Below are 19,562 nucleotides of genomic sequence, written 5' to 3'. Positions count from 1 at the left end.
AGTCAACGGATCTAATCCCTCAGCATGCTGAGCATTTTGTTATAAAAAATGGGTTTACATGGTTAACAATAGTATAAGATACCTCATATCTTAAAAGGAAATTTTCCAAAACAATTCCAAATACCTTTTGTCTATAACATATCATGATTACCAGCGGCGTTACAATCGGAATAAACAAGCAAGATGGCACTCCTGTTAACATTGCCATTGACCCGGTAAATGCACAGAAGGCTCAATCAGAAACCACAAGTTCTGGTACTTATAAATTATATCGGGATACTGATAGTGCCAAGACTTTTGATAAGGGCTATCTCGGCGCCATAACCCTGGATGGGGCGGATAACAGCTACCAGTACTCCGGTGGTACCGAGCTTACTGACTTTGAATTGAAACAGTTAGCAGATTTCATCCGCAATTACCACGCTACCGGGAAAGAATTTGATGATCATACTCGGGATATCACCACCAAGTGATATGCGACCAGTTTACAAAAGAACTTTATTAAACTCCCGGATATATTTATCAATATAATCTTGTTTTGATCTTGACTTGTATTGCATAATGTACCTGGGGTGTTCCAACGCGATGATCTGTTTAAAAAACTGTTTCTCATCATTTAGCTTTCTTAAAAAAGCCTCATTCTTCCCGGCTCCAAAGCAAAAACAAACATCTGTTTCAAAACCAATATCTATTTGTTTCTGTATATTTTCGATAATAAAGGGATACGCCACCTTTTGTAGTACTGGCGTGTCATAATAGTTGTAATTCGTTTCCTTCCTATTGCTGCCTGTAATGGTAAAACCCAGCGGACAAACAGAATGAATATAGAATTGCTGATAAAACTCCGGTATGCCGCCAAAAGCATTGATCATGTCATAAACATACTCTGATGATGGTTCATGTGTCATTGGCCCGGGAAAAGGGATCTGACATTGAGCAATCATTCTTTTGGGATCAGTGAATGATACGCCGGTCATACCCGAACCAAATCTGCCCGGATTAATGCCCAATATTAAATGCCGGGGATGGGCATCACTATAATACTTACGGTAAAACCGGGTGGAAACCTCCATGGCAGGTCCGCTTTCTTTAAAGGGGTTCATAATGCTGATACCTGGAGGCAATGCTCCTGTAAACTCAAGCTGCTGGTTAAAAGCAATTATCCTATCGGCAAAGGTGTTCATATCGGGCACTAACTTATTCAAAAAGAATGGGTACAAAAAATAAAATCCCGGCACCAATTGGTAACCGGGATCTATCAGCATTAGTTAATCAATAGTTATTTCATGTATTCTTTATCAAGAAACAGGTAACGAGCCCGGTTCACTTCCGTTTTAAGTTGACTTGTAACGTCAATATTCATAAATTTCACATGATCATTATCCTTAATCGCTTCCCATTTAGGCTGACCGTTCCCATTCGGGTTACCCGTTTTTATAAAATTCGCAAAATAGTTTTCCATAGTGGCGGATACTTTGTAATCCTCTGGTGTCCAGGCGTAAACCTTATTACTGGCCAGGTTGCCCATCGCGTATTCAATTTCAGAAGCATGCGGGGCGCCTACAGCTACAGGCTTAGGAGCCGCTGCTTTGGAGGCATCGCCCTTTACTACACCATCGGCAAGGCCGGGTGTGGCATTGCCCATTTGCGCGGTCATGGCCGGCCGTATGCGGGAAAATTCATAACGATAAACTGGTTTACCGCCTGTTTTCACCTGCAGATCGGCCCATTTCCAGGTACTATAAACTATAAAACGATCACTGGACAAAGCGGTTGCTGATTTGATCACCTCATCATTTGATGATGCGGGATATAACTTCAAGGCCTCTTCTGCACGGTCGCCGTAAAGTTGTTTTAATACTTTGCTATAGTTTTCAAGAGTAGGTGCATCACCCCTGAGCAGAAATTGATAAGGTACTTCCGCAGAGTTCCATCCCACCAACAGAGGTACATGTGCCTGTTCGCCCGCTTCAAAAATTTCGGATAATGATTTTGGCAACAAGTAGCCGTCAATAGTAGCTGATGTTGCCGATGCTCCGGCTGAAAAAACAGAATCAAGTAATTGTTTTGCAGGCAAGGCTCTCAGTTCAGCTAAAGAATTAGCTTTCAGTCGTACTGCTAAATCTGCTCCTTTTTTCTCACCCTCGGCCAGTGGAATCGGATAAAGTGTTGGTTTAATACCCGCCCCGCTTTCGCCAATAGCTCCTGCTATCAAATCTTTTGATAAGGGTGAAGCCATTTGAACCGACACAGAAATTGAACCTGCTGATTCGCCGGCAATGGTAACCCGTTTAGGATCGCCGCCAAATGCTGCGATATTTTTTTGAACCCACAGCAAAGCAGCATGTTGATCAAGATACCCATAATTTCCTGATGAATGATTGGGTGATTCTTTGGTTAGCTCTGAGTGTGCAAAAAAACCGAATATGCCCAACCTGTAATTTACGGTGAGTGCTACAATACCTTTCTTAGCCATACTTTCCCCATCATAGCGTGGTTCAGATCCATCACCAGCCGCTAATCCTCCACCATAAAAATAGACCAATACAGGCAGCTTTTCCTTACCGGTTTTAGCGGGTGTCCAAACATTCAAGTACAAACAATCTTCGCTCATACCGGTCGAACGGAAATTCATATCACCAAATATGGGCTTTTGCATGGGGTTATGACCAAAGTGGTCGGCCTTTAATACCCCCTGCCAGTTTTGAACTGGTTGTGGTTCTTTCCATCGCAGGTCACCCACAGGTGGCTGTGCATAAGGAATACCCTTAAATATTAAAATCGGGGATCCGGCCTCCTTTGTACCCTCTACTATCCCATTCTGTGTGGTTACCTGGTTGCTTGTTTGGGCAAACACTTTTATGGTAACAATTTGTGTAAGCAGCCATACTGCTAATAATGTTTTCTTCATATCGGTTATAATTGCTAATTGGCTTAAAATGAATAGCTTTATATTATTGTATCATTTTGTTACAATAATAAATTAAATTTAATTAACCATCAATTTTTTTGTTAATTGCCACTTAATTTTTACCATAATAAATGGATAACGAGTTTATAAAACAGGAAACGAATGTAACAGGCGAAGGCTTTTTACCAGGCCTTGCTATTGATACAGTTATTTTTGGCTTCCATGATGACAAACTTAAGGTCCTGATCCTTAGCTATAAAAATACAGGGCTATATGCACTTCCTGGCGGTTTTATACATATTGACGAAGATGTTAATGCAGCAGCCCGGCGTGTTTTGTTTAGTCGTACAGGGCTTACTAATATCTTTCTTGAACAGTTTTATGTATTTGGCGATAAAAGCAGGTATGATGCTACATCGCTTAAAACAATTATGGAAGCAAGGGACTTTATACCTCCGGATGATCACTGGCTATTAAAGCGTTTTGTGTCCATTGGTTATTACGCCCTTGTTGATTTTACAAAGGTTATCCCTACTCCGGATAGTATATCCGATAGTTGTGATTGGTTTGGTTTAGACGATCTTCCCTCACTGATGCAGGATCATCGGCAAATCATCGACAAAGCTTTACAAACGCTGCAAGCTAACCTTGATCATAAACTCATTGGCTTCAATCTCTTGTCAGAAAACTTCACCATGGGCGATTTGCAGCGTCTTTATGAAACTATTTTAAATAAAAAACTGATCCGTGCTGCCTTTCAACGTAAAATGCTTGGCCTGGGAATATTGGAACGGATAGCCAAAAAATGGACAGGCGGCGCGCATAAAGCCCCTTATCTGTACCGCTTTATCGCCAGGAATTAACATTATGTCATAATCTACCCCTTAATTGTCGTATTCCCCCCTCTCGCATCCTGTTTGATGAAGGTAAATTTGATCTGTAAATAATTCTGAAAAAATATCAGGTCAACAAACACTTAAATCAAACAGAAGATGATAACAATTAACCCCTATTTAAATTTTGCCGGTAATACCGAAGAGGCGTTCAACTTTTACCGGTCGGTTTTTGGCGGAGAATTTTTGGCTTTAATGCGCTACAAAGACACTTTTGAAGCCGAACGTACACCTGATGCTGACAAGGACAAAATAATGCATATAGCACTACCTATGGGCAAAGGAAATATGTTAATGGGTACTGATGTTTTAGGTCAAATGGCTGAGGACTTAGTTCAAAGTAATAGCTTTTATATTTGCATGAATGGCGAAACTCCCGAGGAAACTGGAAAATTATTTAATGCACTGGCAGTTGGGGGCAAAGTTGTTTATCCTTTTGATAAAGCGCCATGGGGTGGCTACTTTGGCCAATTGGTAGATCAGTTTGGCATTCAGTGGATGGCCGACTCTATGAATACCATCAACCCTTATCTGAATTTTGCGGGCAATACCGAAGAGGCATTTAATTTCTATAGATCAGTGTTTGGCGGCGACTTTTTCATGCTGATCCGTTTCAAGGATAGCCCGGAAGCCGATCGTACCCCTAAAGAAGATTTAGATAAACTAATGCACATATCCTTGCCCATTGGCGAAGTTGGAAAAGGGAATGTACTCATGGCCACAGACGCCACAGGCAAAATGGGAGAAGGTTTTGAGCGCGGTAATAACTGTCACCTTACCATTAACGGAGGTGGTATCGAAGAAACGAGGGCACTATTTTATGCACTTGCTGCTAATGGCGGCAAAGTAGTTCATCCCTTTGATAAAGCTCCATGGGGCGGTAGTTACTTTGGTATGGTAACCGACCAGTTCGGTGTTCAATGGATGGCTGACTCTGCCGATGATCAACAATAATAATATATCATAAACATTCTTAAATCAATCAGATATCATGAAAATAGCTGTAATTATTGTACGGACATTAGTGGGGCTAATGTTCTTATTCTCGTCAGTGGTGGTGCTTTTTAACCTTGTACCGCCCCAGGAGTTAAAAGGAGGAATTAAAACATTTATGGATGGTGTCACCGCTTCCCATTATTTGTTACCACTTATAAAAATAACTGAACTGCTATGTGCTATTGCCTTTATTACCGGCAGATTTGTTGCACTTGCTACGGTTATTATATTCCCCATAATGATAAACATTGTATTTTTTCACGCTTTTTTAGGGCCATCTGAACTGCCAACCGTTATCGTATTACTTTTAGGAGTTTTGTTCCTGGCCTATGCAAACCGTAAAAGCTATACACCGTTGTTCAATGCAAAATAAGTATTCCATACAGATATTCCCGGAGCCTTGTATTATTAAAGCAGGGCTCCTTTTAAACAGGCAATAACCTATTAAAAAATGCAGTATGAATGTTGAAGTTTTTAAAACCGATGTAAATACCCGCAGATATGCCAATAAGCTGCTAAATCAGATACACAAAACATTCAAACAATACAACGCCAACTTTGACCTGGATGATTGCGATAAAATATTGCGTATCCAGTGTAATGAAGATATCATAAAATCGGGCACGCTGATCAGTTTTTTACAGGTCAATGGATGTTTCGCAGAAGTACTACCTGGTTAATATCAGGAATTGAAAACAAAAATCAATTAGTTTAATTATTAATTAATAAAAGCAAATGATCATGTTAAAGTACAACACCACATTTAGTAGTTTTTCCGTAAGCGATTTACCCAGGGCAAAAGAGTTTTATGGCAAAACATTAGGTCTGAATATTTATGATGATAAAGAAATGCCCAACCTGTTGAATCTTCAATTAAACGAAGAGAACATCATCATGATCTATCCTAAGCCAAATCATCAGCCTGCTACCTTCACTATACTTAATTTCACCGTTAATAACGTTGAAGAAACGGTTGCTGAGCTAACAAAATTGGGTGTGCAATTTATCATTTACGATGATGAGAATTTTAAAACCGATGAAAAAGGAATACTTCGGGGTGATGATCGCGGCCCAACTATAGCCTGGTTTAATGATCCTTTCGGTAATATTTTATCCATCATCGAAAAGCCTTAAGGCAGCGTCGCTTTATTTCCTTTTAATACAAAAGCGTAATTATTGCTTACATGCCACATCAACTCATAGTAAAATTATTCCCTAACAGGGAATAATTTCCTCAATTATCCACTTTCGGGTAAAACAAACAGCCGTATTAAGAAAATAGATTCATGCGCATATAGTCTCCGAAGGGTGTAATATGAGTGTGTTATTAAATAAAACGCCCCCTGCAATTGTGGCGGGCCTTTTTCGTGTACTTTCGGTATAGTAATTGAATAGGTATTCCAAATTGAAAATTAGTGTTTGAATTTGCACCAAATCAATAAAAACAAACCTTGGATACCATTTTAATGTAGACTCACCTGTTTCTATTGATCTTAATAAATAATCTTTTTCCAAAGAAGTTTGTAAAAATTTATTGCACTGATCATTTTTCAATTAAGACATAATACAACTTAATTAACCAGGTTTTATAAATCTTCAGGAATGAAAAAAACCCTACTTATTGTTGATGACGATTTAAGTATCTTAAAGTTACTCAACTTTATCCTTTCGAAGGATTACGATATAGTTGTTAAAAATAACGGGATTGATGCCTTTGGCTGGCTTGAGGATGGCAACATGCCTGAGTTAATTATTTCCGATCTTCAAATGCCCTATTTTGATGGCCAGTCATTTGTAAAAAATGTTAAGATCAGCGGTTTTTATCGTGATTTGCCTGTAATATTGCTTTCAGCAGCTCACGATCTTGATGAACAGGTAAGCAAAATGCCTTTTAAGGTTGATGCTTGTATTCACAAGCCATTTAAGCCCACCGAATTAAAAACTGCCATTAACCAACTTTTACAAGTTTATGAATCAACAAACATCTGATTGGAACGAAAATTCTGGTTCCCATGTCAAGATTGCTTACGCGGGCCTGGCATTAAAAGAGTTGGTTTATGCGGGTCTTAATGATAATTTCAAAATAGTTTATAATGACTCTATTGCCCAATTGGAAGAATATCTGGGCAATCAATCCATTTTAACTGTTCCGGATATTATTTTAATGGAAGTTGATGCTAACGGAGAATGCTTTAAGATGATTGATGAGATCAAAAAAAGCTTTTTATTACATGGATCGATCATCGTTCTTTTATCATCAGTTGATGATAAAAGCCTTAAACAAAAAGCTATGCAGTTAAAGGTACATGATTTTTACAGTGTACCCTTCCTTATTGATAACCTGCGCGAGCGCCTTAACTTCCTGGTTACTTTTAAATTGATCAAACCAAGATTGCTTGAGCTTTCTAAAGAGGTTGATACTACTTATAAAATGCCATTGGGTAAACGCTTAATTGATTTGGCTATATCCTGCAGCATGTTATTTGTGCTATCTCCGGTATTCCTGCTCATCGCTATATTGATTAAATTAGACTCAAAGGGTCCGGTATTTTATAAAAGCAAACGTGTTGGTACTGGTTATAAGGTATTCGATTTTTATAAATTCAGATCAATGCGCACCGATGCCGACCAATTACTGGCCAAATTATCAACAGAAAGCAACCAATATGCATCTGAAACAGGAACCGATAAAGTCGCGTTTGTAAAAATCAAAAACGATCCGCGCATTACTAAACTGGGGCAATTTTTACGCAATTCAAGTCTTGATGAATTACCGCAGTTGTTTAACATCCTTGTTGGCGACATGTCTGTAGTCGGCAACCGCCCATTACCGGTTTACGAGGCAGAGATGTTAACTTCAAACGAATGGTCAATGCGTTTCTTAGGCCCAGCCGGTTTAACTGGCCTTTGGCAGATCAGCAAAAGAGGAAAAGAAGACATGTCTGAGCGTGAACGAAAAAAATTAGATAATTTTTATGCCCAAAAATATTCTATTTGGTTAGATTTAAGAATTATTATAGGAACTATACCTGCACTGTTTCAAAAAGAAAAAGTATAAAGCTAATGAGTAAGAATATTATAAAGTTTTCTCTTCTATTAATTTTTATCGTTTTTACAAATAACACCTATGCGCAAGAGTCTTTTATTAAAGATATCTCCTATCCGTATCTCGAAAAACTGATAGCTACAGCAAAGAAAAATTATCCGGAAGTTAAATTAAGGCAAAGCCAGGTCAACGCGGCCAAAAGTAATTACAATGCAACCAAATTTGCCTGGCTCGATGGTTTAACTGCTTCTTATATCTACAGTCCTCAAAATTCTATTAACCTTTCTACTCCAACTATTTTTAAGGGCTATCAATTAGCTGTATCCCTGAACATTGGTCAACTGCTAAAAAATCCGGCTACAACCAATGCAGCAAGAGAAACGTATAAAGTAGCAGAATATCAGCAAAGTGAATATTTACTAAGCCTTGAGGCCCAGGTAAAACGCTTTTATTTCGCCTATCTGGAAGCCCAGGCCGAACTCAGATTGCGATCAAATGCTGTACTTGATGCCGAAGGTGCTGTTAAACAATTAAAATACGCTTTTCAGAAAGGCGAAACTACTTTTCAGATCTATAACGAACAGCTAAACAGTCTTTACAATCAAAACTCATTTAAAGTACAAGCTGAATTGGCAACATTTACAGCAAAAACCAATCTGGAAGAGTTATTGGGTACTAAATTAGAAGAGATTAAATAATAATGGAGATAGCTAAGTTTTTAAAACTTCTACGTAAATATAGAAATACCCTCATCATCATTCCGCTGGTAACGGTAATTGGTTCATTTTTTCTTGTTAAAAATCTACCTAACAATTATATATCCCATGCTCAGATAGCTACCGGTATTGTTGATGCTTCCAGGCACTTGTTGGACAAAGATGATAATGTAAATGCCCAGGAGCAGCAGGTTTTTAGGGAATTTAGTAACCTGATAGCCATCATGAAGCTCAAGAAACTGATCAATCAGGTTTCCTATCAGCTTATGATCCACGATCTGAGTAACTCTGCCCCGTTTCGTAAATACAGTAAGGAACTATTGGCATTACATCCTTATGAGCGCGATAGAGCTTTACTGGTATTTAAAAACAAGTTCCAAAGCATGGAACCTTTATCACTTTATGACAAAGAGGAGGATAAGCTGAATGACATCCTTATATCCATGAAATATGATGAGCGTTCCATCATGAAAGAGCTTACCATAGCACGTGATGAGGATAGCGATTTTATTTCGGTAAGTTTTGATTCGGAAAATCCGCAATTATCGGCATTTATAGTTAATACTTTATGTAACCAGTTCATAGCTTATTACACCCAAAATGTAAGGCAGAATGAAACCAATGCAGTGAATTTCTTATCCAAGTTACTCGAAGAAAAAAAGAACGCTTTAAGTAAAAAAACCGAAGAGCTTCAGAAATACAAAATACAAAACGGTGTATTGAGTCTTGATGAACAATCAAAAGCCATTTTTGGCCAGATCATGGTTTATAACGATAAAAAGTTACAAGCCGAAAAAGACATCGTTTCTTATGATGGAGCCATTAACGCCATCAACAGTAAATTTGAACCAGGCGACAGAAAATATGTGGAGGCCTCAGTAAGTAAATATAACCAGGCCATTACTACAACCCAAGATCAGCTTCACATTTTGGAGGATAGATATGTTCGTAGCGGATTTAACCCACGTTATAAAAACACGATAGATTCCGTTCAAAATGTTCTTACGACGCAAATAAATCAATCATCAGATAAATACGTAACCAATCCGTTAGTGGCTAAAGACGACCTGATCCATCAAAAACTAACACTCGAAATATCAAGGGACCTGGCCAAATACAGCGTAAAATCAATTGACAAGGAGCTTGGCAGCCTGAATGGCAAATTCTCTCGCCTTGTACCGTTTGATGCTACCGTAAAAACCTATGATTTTGATATCGACATTGCCGGTAAAGAGTATCTGGATGTTTTAAACCGATATAACGAAACCAATCTGAAATCAAATTTCTCCATAAACTTAAGGCAAGTTGAAGTTGCTACGCCTGATGTGGCTCAGCCATCAAAAAAAATTCTGCTTATTGCGCTGAGTGTTATATTAAGTGTATTTGCCTGTCTGTTTGTGTTATTTGTACTGTTTTATCTGGATAGAAGCATTCAGGACCCATCGGATCTGGTTAATAAAACACAATTACCCTTACTGGGCTATCTGAACCAGATCAAAGGGGAAAACCTTGACCTGAAAAAACTTTGGGACGTAGAGCACCGGGATAAAATGAAGCAATTCAAGGAGTTGATCAGATCTGTGCGATTCGAGATAGATCAGGAACTACAAGGGGATAAAATTATTGCCATAACCAGTTTAGATGCCTCAGAAGGTAAAACATTACTGGCCATCAGTTTGGCCTACTCTTACTCCATGATCAACAAAAAGGTATTATTAATTGATGGCAATTTTGATAATCCTACTATTAGTAAAACAGCTATGCCCAGTGTTTATCTGGAAGATTATTTTAAAAACAGCCCAATTAATACCCAGGTAGTAAACAGCAGTACCGCAACTGTGCTCGGAAATCATGGCGGGGATGTAACCTTATTTGAAATTGGCGACGAAGCATTCTTAAAAAACCGTTTTGATGATCTCAAAACAAAGTATGATATGGTTATTATTGATACAGCTCCGCTAACGTCTTTAAATAAATCAAAGGAGTGGTTATTATTTGCCAATAAGATCATTGCCGTTTTTGAATCGGGTAAAAGTATCGCCAACACACAAAAACCAGATATAGCCTACTTACGCGGTCTTAATACCAAATTTGCCGGTTGGATACTTAACAAAACCGATTTTAATCAGAAAAAAGAATCGGCATCATAGGGTTGGATCGTCCCGGTAAAGATTTATATTAATTAAAACTGTATTAATCATGAGGTTGGAAGCCAGGAAAAAGGAACTTGACCCATTTGAAAATTTAAGTTCTATTCAAAAGAAATCACGTAAAGCCGCAATCATAGTTGCATTTATTGGTTCGTTTGTTTGGGTTATTAAAATTTTATTTTTTTAAAACAGGCACAACAGCACATGCTGAATAACATTAATAATAACGAAATAAAGCTATCACTTTGGAAAAGCGTGTTAACGCAAAAGCTATCCAATAAAGTGGTGATATTATTTTTGTTGTTGATTTCATTAATTTTTAGTGGTATAGTTTATAAATTCGGGATAATTGGCGGCGGCATAGTTTTAATACTACTTGTTGGCATTCCCATATTATATGGCATTGTAGCCTATCCTAAATTCGGAATAGCGATCCTTATTTTCGTCTCATTTTTTATAAATTATGTTTCAGAGATAGTTCCGGAAACAGCTCCTATAGGCATACTGCTGGATGCAATAACGTATTTGTTGATCCTTGGATTTTTCATCAAACAAAAGAAAGAGCATGATTGGTCGCGCTTTAAGAATCCTATTAGTTATATTATTCTCATCTGGCTGGCATATAATTTTATTGAGGTAATAAACCCCTGGGCTACATCAAGGCTTGCCTGGGTATATACTGTACGTACTGTTGGTTTCATCATGATGATGTACTTTGTATTTGTTTATCACATCAGATCTGTTGATTTTATAAAGTTTTTGCTGAAACTATGGCTTGCTTTTTCCTGTATTGCTGCGATATCAGCATTTCAACAGGAAAACTTTGGTTTTTTTGGATTCGAAAAAAAATATTTGTACGCGGATCCTTTACGGGTGAGCCTGCTTTTTATCAACGGGCATATGCGTAAATTCGGTATTTTCGCAGATCCAGTTACTTTTTCATATAACATGGTTGTTGCCGCTTTGCTTTGCATCGCTTTAATTATGGGTAACCATAGTTTACGTAAAAAAATAGTACTGGGCTTTATGGCCGCATTTTTTCTTTTTGTGATGCTTTATTCGGGCACCAGGGCCGCTTATGTGCTTGTACCAGCATCACTCCTGATGCTCGCCGTACTAAATTTCAATAAGAAGGTGATGTTATTTGCTGTTACAGCAGGTTTAATGCTTGGCTTTTTAATAGTAATGCCTACTTCAAACCCATTGCTCAAACGCTTCCAGACAGCATTTAACCCAACCGAAGATGCATCATACAATGTTCGGGCAGAAAATCAAAAACGGATAAAACCATATATTTTATCACACCCTATTGGTGGTGGACTTGGTTCTGTTGGTGTTTGGGGGCGCCGGTTCTCACCAAATTCTGAATTATCAAAATTCCCTCCGGATAGTGGCTACGTGCGTGTAGCGGTTGAGATGGGCTGGATCGGGTTGATCCTTTTTTGCACATTAATATTCATCGCTCTTTATAATGGTATTAATTACTATTACAGGATCAAAAATCCAGAACTTAAAAACTACTGTATGGGCATGATACTGGTCATTTTTGCCTTCAATATAGGTAATTTCCCGCAGCAGGCATTGGTACAATATCCAAGTAATGTCTTGTTTTATTTGGCTATAGCCATCATTGTAGCATGTATGCGTTTGGATACTGAGGAACAGGCAGCAGCCATCGCCCAACCGGTTCTGAATGAACATAAAATACAGAAATGGAGTTAGTATCAACAATAAAGTCAAACCCGGGTTTAAAACGCTTTGTACATTGGTTGATTGTGCGCAGTGGCGAAGCTAAACCCAGGTTATGGGTTCGCTGGTTTGTTAATCCGTTTTTTCATAAGCGAGGCAAAAGATCGGTCGTTAGGTTTAAAGCCCGAATGGATATATTTCCTTTCAACAATTTTTCTTTGGGCAACAACAGCATTATTGAAGATTTTGCTACTATTAATAATGGAGTTGGGGATGTTATTATTGGTAATAATTGCGGTATTGGCATCAGTAATGTATTAATAGGCCCGGTGAGCCTGGGCAACTACGTGATGCTCGCTCAAAACATTGTACTTTCTGGCCTTAACCATGGTTACGAGGATATAACCACTCCCCCACGCCTGCAAAAAGTAACCACCAAACAGATCACCATTGCCGACAATGTTTGGATAGGCGCCAATTGCGTGGTAACAGCTGGTGTTACCATTGGTAAACATGCCATAATTGGCGCCGGCAGTGTGGTTACTAAAAATATACCCGAATACAGTGTAGCAGTTGGCAACCCGGCAAGAGTGATCAAGCAATATAATTTCACAACCAATAGCTGGGAAAAAGCGTAACAAATGATGCATGGACCTTCTTAAAAAAGTGATCAATAAACACACGCTTTCTTTAGCCAGTAATGCTATTATGCCGGTATTGGGTATGGCCATACTTTCGCTGATGGCTCGTTATCTTTCTAAACCTGATTTTGGCGATTATATCTTTTTCCTGATCGTATTTACCCTGGCTGATACCTTTCGTACCGGGTTTATGCAAACATCCCTCATCAAGTTTTACGCGGGTACTGATAAAACGCGGGCAGCTAACATTGCAGGCTCGGCATGGTACCTGGGTTTTATGATCGTGCTGGTATTTGGTGTTGGTAACCTGCTGATGTACTTTTTCTACTTCGGTAATAACCCGAATATGTTTATGATCATCAAATGGTTTAGTGCCATATTTTTTTGTACGCTACCGGCTGCTATAGCCATGTGGATATTACAGGCCGAAGAACGTTTTGACAAACTGTTCATCTTGCAACTCTTAAACCAGGGTGGATTTTTTATATGTATATTATTATTGATCATTTTCCAGAAAGCCAGCTTTCAAAACGCCCTATATAGTTATCTTATCAACAATATAGTGAGCAGTGTGATCACCATGATTATAGGTTGGTCAAAGGTAAAAACCATCAGTAGCAAAAGCTGGGCAGCCATCAGGGAACTGGCCCATTTTGGCAAATTCAGCGTTGGCACATCCATCAGTTCATACCTGTTGCGCAGTTCGGATACCTTCATCATTAAAATGATGTTTCCATCTGAGCTGCTGGCCGTTTATTACATCCCTCAGCGGCTTATGGAGATATTTGAGATACCGCTCAGGGCTTTTATTGCTACGGCTTTACCTGTAATGTCAACAGCAGTTCACCGTGAGGATAAAAGATATGTATCTTATATCATGAAAAAGTATGCAGGTATGCTTACAATAGCGCTGATACCTATTGCAATAGTTTCGTTTATAGCTGCCGATCTCATCATAGGCTTGCTGTTTGGTGGTAAATACCAGCATTCAGACGCCGGCAATATCTTTCGCATTTTCATGTGTTTTGTGATGCTATTGCCTATCGACAGATTTTTCGGGATTACGCTCGATATCATCGGCAAGCCACAGTTAAACATGATCAAAGTGTTTATTATGCTTGCCGTAAATATAGCTGGGGATTTTGCAGGTATATTCATTTTCCATAATCTTTATGGGGTTGCTATTGCTTCTATATTCACGTTTTTTTCAGGCGCGATATTTGGTTACTGGGCACTTAAAAAACATTTGGAATTTAAGATCGGGGATATATTTAAACTCGGTTATATCGAGCTCATGGAATTATTGGGATTATTATATCAAAGGCTACTAAAAAAGGAACCGAAACAGAATTGATATGGAATTAAAGAACAGGCATATCATTATATTTTCGCAAATGCGGTTTGACGGACGCCTGGAGTCGACTAATTATACCATGGCCAAACACCTGGCAAAAGACAACTATGTGTATTATGTAGATCGGCCTTTTACCTGGAAGGATTATATTAAGTTTAGAGATACCCAAGAATACAAGATACGTAAGCCACATTTTTTTTCATCGACCAATAGTTATATTCAAACCGACATCCCGAACCTTAAGATCATTATTTCGCCGCCGGTACCCTCAATTAATATGCTGCCAGAAGGAGCGTTTTACCGTGCGGCGGTCAAATTCAATGAAGGCATTGTAGCCAAAAGGCTCAGAAAGGTAATCAAACATCTTAATATTAAGGATTATATCTACATCAATTCTTACAACTACACCTACCCCACTTTTCATCAATTGATAAAACCAGTGTTAACTGTTTATCACTGTGTTGATCCTTTGGTTGAAGAATATCAGATCAGGCATGGACTGATATCTGAAGATATGGTAGTAAAAAGTGTAGATCTGGTAATTTGCACCAGCAAACAATTAAGGGATAGCAAAAAGAAGCTAAATGATAACTCCTTTTTTATTCCCAACGCTGCAAATATATCACACAGCCAAAAAGCGCTTGATCCACTACTACCCGTAGCTGATATCCTATCGAACATCAAAAAACCGGTGATAGGCTATTTTGGAAATATAGAGCGGCGCATTGATTATGATCTGCTCACTGAAGTATTACACCAAAACCCGGATAAGAATTTTGTTTTTGTGGGCCCTGTCGATACCGACTACTTAGACAACGCCGCTTTCAAGACATCTAATATATCCTTAAAAGGAGCTGTACCTTATGAGGAGATGCCAGCAGTTTTAAAAGGTTTTGATGTTGCAATTATTCCCTTTAAAAAAGATGAGGTTAGCAATGCTATATTCCCGCTAAAACTATTCGAGTATCTTGGATCCGGGCGACCGGTTGTATCAACTGACTTTAATACTGATTTGCGTGAATTTACAGGAGATACTGTGGCCTATTGCAGCAATGCTGCTGAGTTTTCTACCGCTATGAACGCAGCGCTGAATGATAAACCTGATCTGCAGCGAAAAAGACTTGCCGTAGCTGCAGAAAACACCTGGGAGCACCGGATTTCTGAGATCAAAAACCTATTGGCATTAAATTTAGATAGAGTATCTAAATAGTTAAACTTATATATAACTCCTCATGAGTCAATACACATGGATATTGTAAAACTGATAGCAACAATAATGATGGATGTGCTTTTTATATACCTGGGTGTATACTGCATTTATCTATTTATTTTCTCAGTTGCGGGGAAATTAATACCCATTAAGCAGCCACCAGTTGCTTCTTCGTTAAGCAGGTTTGTAATTTATATCTGTGCATATAAAGAAGATGCGATTTTATTAAACTCTGCCGCAAGCGCCTTAACTATTGATTATCCTAAAGATCTGTTTCATGTTTGTATCATTGCCGATTCATTACAACCCGAAACCATCACAAAATTAAAGCAAATGCCTTTACAGGTATTAGAGGTTTTTTTTGAGAATAGTACTAAGTCTAAGGCTCTTAACAAGGCCATTGAAAATACAGCCGAAGGTTTTGACGCTGCTATAGTTTTTGATATCGACAATGTAGCTGCACCTGATTATCTGCACCAGATGAATAACTGGCTGCAAACCGGCGAACGGGTGATACAAGGACACCGCGTAGCCAAAAACACCAACACTCAGGTAGCTGTGCTTGATGGCATCAGCGAAGAGGTTAACAATCATATTTTCAGAAAGGCACAATGGGTATTTAAACTCTCAGCAGCTATAATTGGTTCCGGAATGGCATTGGAATACAAGCTATTTAAGGAAACCATGAGTAAAATAGATGCCGTGGGCGGTTTTGATAAGGAGATGGGATTAATACTCACCCGGCAAAAAATACGCGTAGCTTATGCCGAAAAAGCCTTGGTTTATGATGAAAAGGTGAGTAATCCAGAAGTATTTAAAAAGCAACGCAAAAGGTGGTTATCGGCCCAGTTTAATCTGCTGCGTAAATATGGCAGCAGCGGCTTTGGTGAGCTGTTTTTACACGGAAATTTTGATTACTTCAATGAAATATATCAGATGTCCATATTGCCACGGGTACTAATGTTGGGACTGATGCCTTTCATGCTGCTGATTTCTTTTCTGCTTCCGGGCATAGGTCCTCACTGGTACCTATGGCTTATCGCAACATGCTGCTGCTATATTGGTATTGTTGTTGCTATACCGGGAGAATACTTTAACAAGCAATTATTCAAAGCAGCTTTAAAACTACCGATGATATTTTTTACTATGCTATTGTTGTTATTTAAATTAAAAGGTGCCAATAAAAAATTTATACATACACCTCACGATCATACTGCCGCTTAATTACGTATATAATATTTGAAGTTGAATTAACCGGGTAAATAATTAAATGTCTCACGATGGCCGCTTCAGTAAACCCAGACGCTATAAATACAATAAACAATACCCAGGCCCCTTATCCGAAAGATAAAGCGCTGCACCATCTTATTGCTGATCGGGCGGCGCAAATACCTGATCATGTTGCCGTGGTGTTTGAAAATCGTTCGCTTACTTTTAAACAGGTAAACGAAGCCGCAAATAAACTGGCCGCGCATTTACTTACCTTCAATATACAAACCGGCGATATTATTGGTTTATCCATTGATCGCTCGCCCGAAATGATAATCGCCTTGCTGGCTATTCTTAAAACCGGCGCAGCTTATGTACCGCTTGATCCTGAATATCCAAAAGACCGGGTTGAGTTTATGATGGATGATTCATCAGCTAAAATACTGCTCACCTCTAAAAAATTTAAAGGACATTTTGTTTCACGAGCCCAGGAAGTTTTGATTGAAGATGCCATCAGTAAGTTCGATGGCTACAGTGCAGATGAGCCTGAAACAATAATTACCGGTAATGACCTCGCTTATGTATTGTTTACATCAGGATCAACCGGTAAACCTAAAGGTGTACAGATCAAACATCATAACCTGGTAAACTTTCTACTCAGCATGCAGAAAGAACCCGGACTAAAAGCCGGCGATAATTTGCTTGCCGTTACAACTATCTCATTTGATATCGCTGGGCTCGAAATGTTTCTGCCATTATTAACGGGTGCCAGGCTCATTATCACAGATGCCATTACCGCAAAAGATGGCCGTGCATTGATAGACCTGGTTGCTGATCATCAGATAACCGTAATGCAGGCCACCCCTTATACATGGCGGGTAATGCTGGAGGCCGGCTGGGAAACTAAGTTCCCGCTCAGGATACTCTGCGGAGGCGAAGCGCTCCCAAAAGATCTGATCAACAAACTCCTTGCCCGCTGTTCTGAACTTTGGAATATGTATGGCCCAACCGAAACTACGGTATGGTCAACTGTAAAGCACATCATTAATGATGAAGATATTTCGATTGGTAGGCCTATCGACAATACTCAGGTTTATATCCTTGATGAGAAGCTGAATAACTTTACAGACGGCAGCATTGGCGAAATATATATTGGTGGCGATGGTGTTGCAAAGGGTTATTTAAATCGTCCGGAACTTACAGATGAGCGTTTTGTTGATGATATTTTCTCTGGTATTCCAGGCAGCAAAATGTACCGTACCGGCGATTTGGGGAAGATACGCGAAGATGGAGAGATCTTTTGTCTCGGTCGCATTGATCACCAGGTAAAAGTACGCGGTTACCGGATTGAACTGGAAGAGATCGAACAAAACCTTTTAAAACAAGACAATGTAAAACAGGCCGTGGTTATCGCCCGTGAAGATACCCCCGGCAATCCCCGGTTAGTAGGTTATGTCATCATCAACGATCAAAAAAGCGACAATGATCTGCGTGCGCAATTTGACACCTGGCAACGGGGTTTGCTGGAAGTATTACCCGAATATATGGTACCGGATGATTTTGTGATCATGGAAACCATACCGATCACTCCCAATGGGAAGATAGACCGTAAGGCTTTACCAAAACCCAATTATAGTAATATACAACGCAGCGGCGAAATAGTTGCGCCACGCACCAGTAACGAAAAACTGGTAGCTGATATCTGGACAGAACTAATGGGATTGGAAACCATTAGCATTTTCGATAATTTCTTTGAACTGGGTGGCCGTTCGCTGGTAGCCGTTAAGATCATGGCTCGCCTGGAACAGGAAACAGGTAAACGTCTGCCGCTTGCCACGTTATTTGAACATTCCACAGTAGAAAAACTGGCCGCCAGATTGGAGCTTGATGCTACATCAATCACCTGGGAGTCATTGGTGCCGATAAAGCCCAATGGTACAAAAATGCCGCTGTATATTGTACATGGCGCCGGTTTAAATGTGTTGTTATTTAATGCGCTCGCCATGAATATGGATGCTGAGCAACCGGTTTATGGCCTTCAAGCCAAAGGACTTAACGGTATTGATGAGCCATTGGATGTGATGGAAGACATAGCCGCTAATTACATTGCGGAGATTGTGGCCAAAAACCCTGATGGCCCATATGCACTTGCGGGTTACTCCTTAGGTGGCATTATAGCCTATGAAATGGCAAAACAACTCATGGCTACCGGTAAAGAAGTAAAAATGCTGGCCATGTTTGATACTTATGCTGATCTGTCAACGGTTAATGACCCTTTATTGAAAAAAGTATTTAATAAAGCTACGTTAGTGTTAAAGCAGATAGGCTATAGCCTGGTGTTACTTGCAGAAGACCCTAAACGTACCATTGAGTATAAAAGCCTGATCATTAAACGAAAGTTCATTAAGCTTTTCTGGAAAATAGCTCCCGTTAAAGACGAAAAAAAGGAAGGCTTTTTCGCTTATGATAACGAGATAGACGAAGCCAGTGAGAAAGCTTTGCGGAATTATGTTTTAACACCATTGCCTATAGCCATTGAGTTATTCAGAGCCAAAAAACGAACTTTTTATATGGCTGATTTTAATTTCCTGGGATGGCGGCCATTTGCACAAAAAGGCGTTCATGTACATGAAATACCCGGTGAACATAATACCATATTTGCTCCGCCAAACGACAAGGAATTTGCCGTAGTATTACAAAATTGCATTGATCAAGTATCAAAAAATTAAAAATTAACTATACTATTA

18 protein-coding genes are annotated in these 19,562 nt (G+C 39.2%); 16 read left to right on the top strand and 2 right to left on the bottom strand.

Features of this window, described 5'->3' with window-relative positions:
• Window positions 1–143: 143 nt before the first annotated feature.
• Window positions 144–473 (top strand): hypothetical protein, encoded by a 330-nt coding sequence (locus ACNURT_RS14080; protein WP_419698209.1) that lies wholly within the window; start codon window positions 144–146, stop codon window positions 471–473.
• A 12-nt stretch (window positions 474–485) separates the two neighbouring features.
• Here ACNURT_RS14080 and ACNURT_RS14075 read toward each other — a convergent pair whose 3' ends face one another.
• The gene (locus ACNURT_RS14075; protein WP_419698208.1) at window positions 486–1,265 is read right to left on the bottom strand and encodes a uracil-DNA glycosylase family protein; all 780 of its coding nucleotides are present in this window, start codon (window positions 1,263–1,265) and stop codon (window positions 486–488) included.
• A gap of 14 nt (window positions 1,266–1,279) precedes the next feature.
• Window positions 1,280–2,911: a carboxylesterase/lipase family protein gene (locus ACNURT_RS14070; RefSeq protein ID WP_419698207.1), complete on the bottom strand. Its 1,632-nt coding sequence runs from the start codon at window positions 2,909–2,911 to the stop codon at window positions 1,280–1,282.
• 131 nt (window positions 2,912–3,042) lie between these two features.
• On the opposite strand from ACNURT_RS14070, the gene ACNURT_RS14065 reads away from it, so the two are divergent.
• From ACNURT_RS14065 to ACNURT_RS13995, 15 genes are all read left to right on the top strand, one after another.
• On the top strand, window positions 3,043–3,774 hold the full coding sequence (locus tag ACNURT_RS14065) for an NUDIX hydrolase (RefSeq protein WP_419698206.1): 732 nt from the start codon (window positions 3,043–3,045) through the stop codon (window positions 3,772–3,774).
• A gap of 129 nt (window positions 3,775–3,903) precedes the next feature.
• Window positions 3,904–4,758 (top strand): VOC family protein, encoded by an 855-nt coding sequence (locus tag ACNURT_RS14060; protein ID WP_419698205.1) that lies wholly within the window; start codon window positions 3,904–3,906, stop codon window positions 4,756–4,758.
• A gap of 37 nt (window positions 4,759–4,795) precedes the next feature.
• Complete coding sequence (locus ACNURT_RS14055; RefSeq protein ID WP_370995634.1) at window positions 4,796–5,173, top strand: DoxX family protein; 378 nt, start codon at window positions 4,796–4,798, stop codon at window positions 5,171–5,173.
• Window positions 5,174–5,258: 85 nt separating this feature from the next.
• On the top strand, window positions 5,259–5,480 hold the full coding sequence (locus ACNURT_RS14050) for a hypothetical protein (protein ID WP_419698204.1): 222 nt from the start codon (window positions 5,259–5,261) through the stop codon (window positions 5,478–5,480).
• 61 nt (window positions 5,481–5,541) lie between these two features.
• A complete protein-coding gene (locus ACNURT_RS14045; RefSeq protein WP_419698203.1) occupies window positions 5,542–5,934 on the top strand; it encodes a VOC family protein in 393 nt (130 codons plus the stop codon).
• A gap of 468 nt (window positions 5,935–6,402) precedes the next feature.
• Entirely contained in the window at window positions 6,403–6,789 is a 387-nt protein-coding gene (locus ACNURT_RS14040; RefSeq protein ID WP_419698202.1) for a response regulator, read from the top strand.
• Window positions 6,770–7,858: a sugar transferase gene (locus ACNURT_RS14035; RefSeq protein ID WP_370995638.1), complete on the top strand. Its 1,089-nt coding sequence runs from the start codon at window positions 6,770–6,772 to the stop codon at window positions 7,856–7,858. The genes ACNURT_RS14040 and ACNURT_RS14035 overlap by 20 nt, the downstream gene beginning before the upstream one ends.
• Window positions 7,859–7,863: 5 nt before the next feature.
• Window positions 7,864–8,544 carry a TolC family protein gene (locus ACNURT_RS14030; protein ID WP_419698201.1) on the top strand — a complete coding sequence of 227 codons (681 nt, stop codon included), beginning with the start codon at window positions 7,864–7,866 and terminating at the stop codon, window positions 8,542–8,544.
• A 2-nt stretch (window positions 8,545–8,546) separates the two neighbouring features.
• Window positions 8,547–10,712 carry an exopolysaccharide transport family protein gene (locus ACNURT_RS14025; RefSeq protein ID WP_419698200.1) on the top strand — a complete coding sequence of 722 codons (2,166 nt, stop codon included), beginning with the start codon at window positions 8,547–8,549 and terminating at the stop codon, window positions 10,710–10,712.
• Between the two features lie 204 nt (window positions 10,713–10,916).
• Entirely contained in the window at window positions 10,917–12,434 is a 1,518-nt protein-coding gene (locus ACNURT_RS14020) for an O-antigen ligase family protein (RefSeq protein ID WP_419698199.1), read from the top strand.
• Window positions 12,425–13,039: an acyltransferase gene (locus ACNURT_RS14015; protein ID WP_419698198.1), complete on the top strand. Its 615-nt coding sequence runs from the start codon at window positions 12,425–12,427 to the stop codon at window positions 13,037–13,039. Before ACNURT_RS14020 ends, ACNURT_RS14015 begins: the two co-directional genes overlap by 10 nt.
• Window positions 13,040–13,049: 10 nt before the next feature.
• Window positions 13,050–14,396, top strand: coding sequence for an oligosaccharide flippase family protein (locus ACNURT_RS14010; protein ID WP_419698197.1), 1,347 nt, complete (start codon window positions 13,050–13,052; stop codon window positions 14,394–14,396).
• A 1-nt stretch (window position 14,397) separates the two neighbouring features.
• A complete protein-coding gene (locus ACNURT_RS14005) occupies window positions 14,398–15,606 on the top strand; it encodes a glycosyltransferase (RefSeq protein WP_419698196.1) in 1,209 nt (402 codons plus the stop codon).
• 36 nt (window positions 15,607–15,642) lie between these two features.
• A complete protein-coding gene (locus tag ACNURT_RS14000) occupies window positions 15,643–16,830 on the top strand; it encodes a glycosyltransferase (protein WP_419698195.1) in 1,188 nt (395 codons plus the stop codon).
• 56 nt (window positions 16,831–16,886) lie between these two features.
• On the top strand, window positions 16,887–19,544 hold the full coding sequence (locus ACNURT_RS13995) for a non-ribosomal peptide synthetase (RefSeq protein ID WP_419698194.1): 2,658 nt from the start codon (window positions 16,887–16,889) through the stop codon (window positions 19,542–19,544).
• Window positions 19,545–19,562: the final 18 nt, after the last annotated feature.

It is taken from the genome of Mucilaginibacter sp. NFX135 (assembly GCF_048565145.1).
Lineage (GTDB): Bacteria > Bacteroidota > Bacteroidia > Sphingobacteriales > Sphingobacteriaceae > Mucilaginibacter.
The sequence above is the reverse complement of the archived record's forward strand: the minus strand, read 5'-3'. Positions and strand labels throughout refer to the sequence as shown.

Excerpts from the sequence above, each read along its gene's own strand:
- ACNURT_RS14080 (WP_419698209.1), top strand. The coding sequence starts at position 144 with ATGATTACCAGCGGCGTTACAATCGGAATAAACAAGCAAGATGGCACT.
- ACNURT_RS14075 (WP_419698208.1), bottom strand. The coding sequence starts at position 1,265 with ATGCTGATAGATCCCGGTTACCAATTGGTGCCGGGATTTTATTTTTTG.
- ACNURT_RS14070 (WP_419698207.1), bottom strand. The coding sequence starts at position 2,911 with ATGAAGAAAACATTATTAGCAGTATGGCTGCTTACACAAATTGTTACC.
- ACNURT_RS14065 (WP_419698206.1), top strand. The coding sequence starts at position 3,043 with ATGGATAACGAGTTTATAAAACAGGAAACGAATGTAACAGGCGAAGGC.
- ACNURT_RS14060 (WP_419698205.1), top strand. The coding sequence starts at position 3,904 with ATGATAACAATTAACCCCTATTTAAATTTTGCCGGTAATACCGAAGAG.
- ACNURT_RS14055 (WP_370995634.1), top strand. The coding sequence starts at position 4,796 with ATGAAAATAGCTGTAATTATTGTACGGACATTAGTGGGGCTAATGTTC.
- ACNURT_RS14050 (WP_419698204.1), top strand. The coding sequence starts at position 5,259 with ATGAATGTTGAAGTTTTTAAAACCGATGTAAATACCCGCAGATATGCC.
- ACNURT_RS14045 (WP_419698203.1), top strand. The coding sequence starts at position 5,542 with ATGTTAAAGTACAACACCACATTTAGTAGTTTTTCCGTAAGCGATTTA.
- ACNURT_RS14040 (WP_419698202.1), top strand. The coding sequence starts at position 6,403 with ATGAAAAAAACCCTACTTATTGTTGATGACGATTTAAGTATCTTAAAG.
- ACNURT_RS14035 (WP_370995638.1), top strand. The coding sequence starts at position 6,770 with ATGAATCAACAAACATCTGATTGGAACGAAAATTCTGGTTCCCATGTC.
- ACNURT_RS14030 (WP_419698201.1), top strand. The coding sequence starts at position 7,864 with ATGAGTAAGAATATTATAAAGTTTTCTCTTCTATTAATTTTTATCGTT.
- ACNURT_RS14025 (WP_419698200.1), top strand. The coding sequence starts at position 8,547 with ATGGAGATAGCTAAGTTTTTAAAACTTCTACGTAAATATAGAAATACC.
- ACNURT_RS14020 (WP_419698199.1), top strand. The coding sequence starts at position 10,917 with ATGCTGAATAACATTAATAATAACGAAATAAAGCTATCACTTTGGAAA.
- ACNURT_RS14015 (WP_419698198.1), top strand. The coding sequence starts at position 12,425 with ATGGAGTTAGTATCAACAATAAAGTCAAACCCGGGTTTAAAACGCTTT.
- ACNURT_RS14010 (WP_419698197.1), top strand. The coding sequence starts at position 13,050 with ATGGACCTTCTTAAAAAAGTGATCAATAAACACACGCTTTCTTTAGCC.
- ACNURT_RS14005 (WP_419698196.1), top strand. The coding sequence starts at position 14,398 with ATGGAATTAAAGAACAGGCATATCATTATATTTTCGCAAATGCGGTTT.
- ACNURT_RS14000 (WP_419698195.1), top strand. The coding sequence starts at position 15,643 with ATGGATATTGTAAAACTGATAGCAACAATAATGATGGATGTGCTTTTT.
- ACNURT_RS13995 (WP_419698194.1), top strand. The coding sequence starts at position 16,887 with ATGGCCGCTTCAGTAAACCCAGACGCTATAAATACAATAAACAATACC.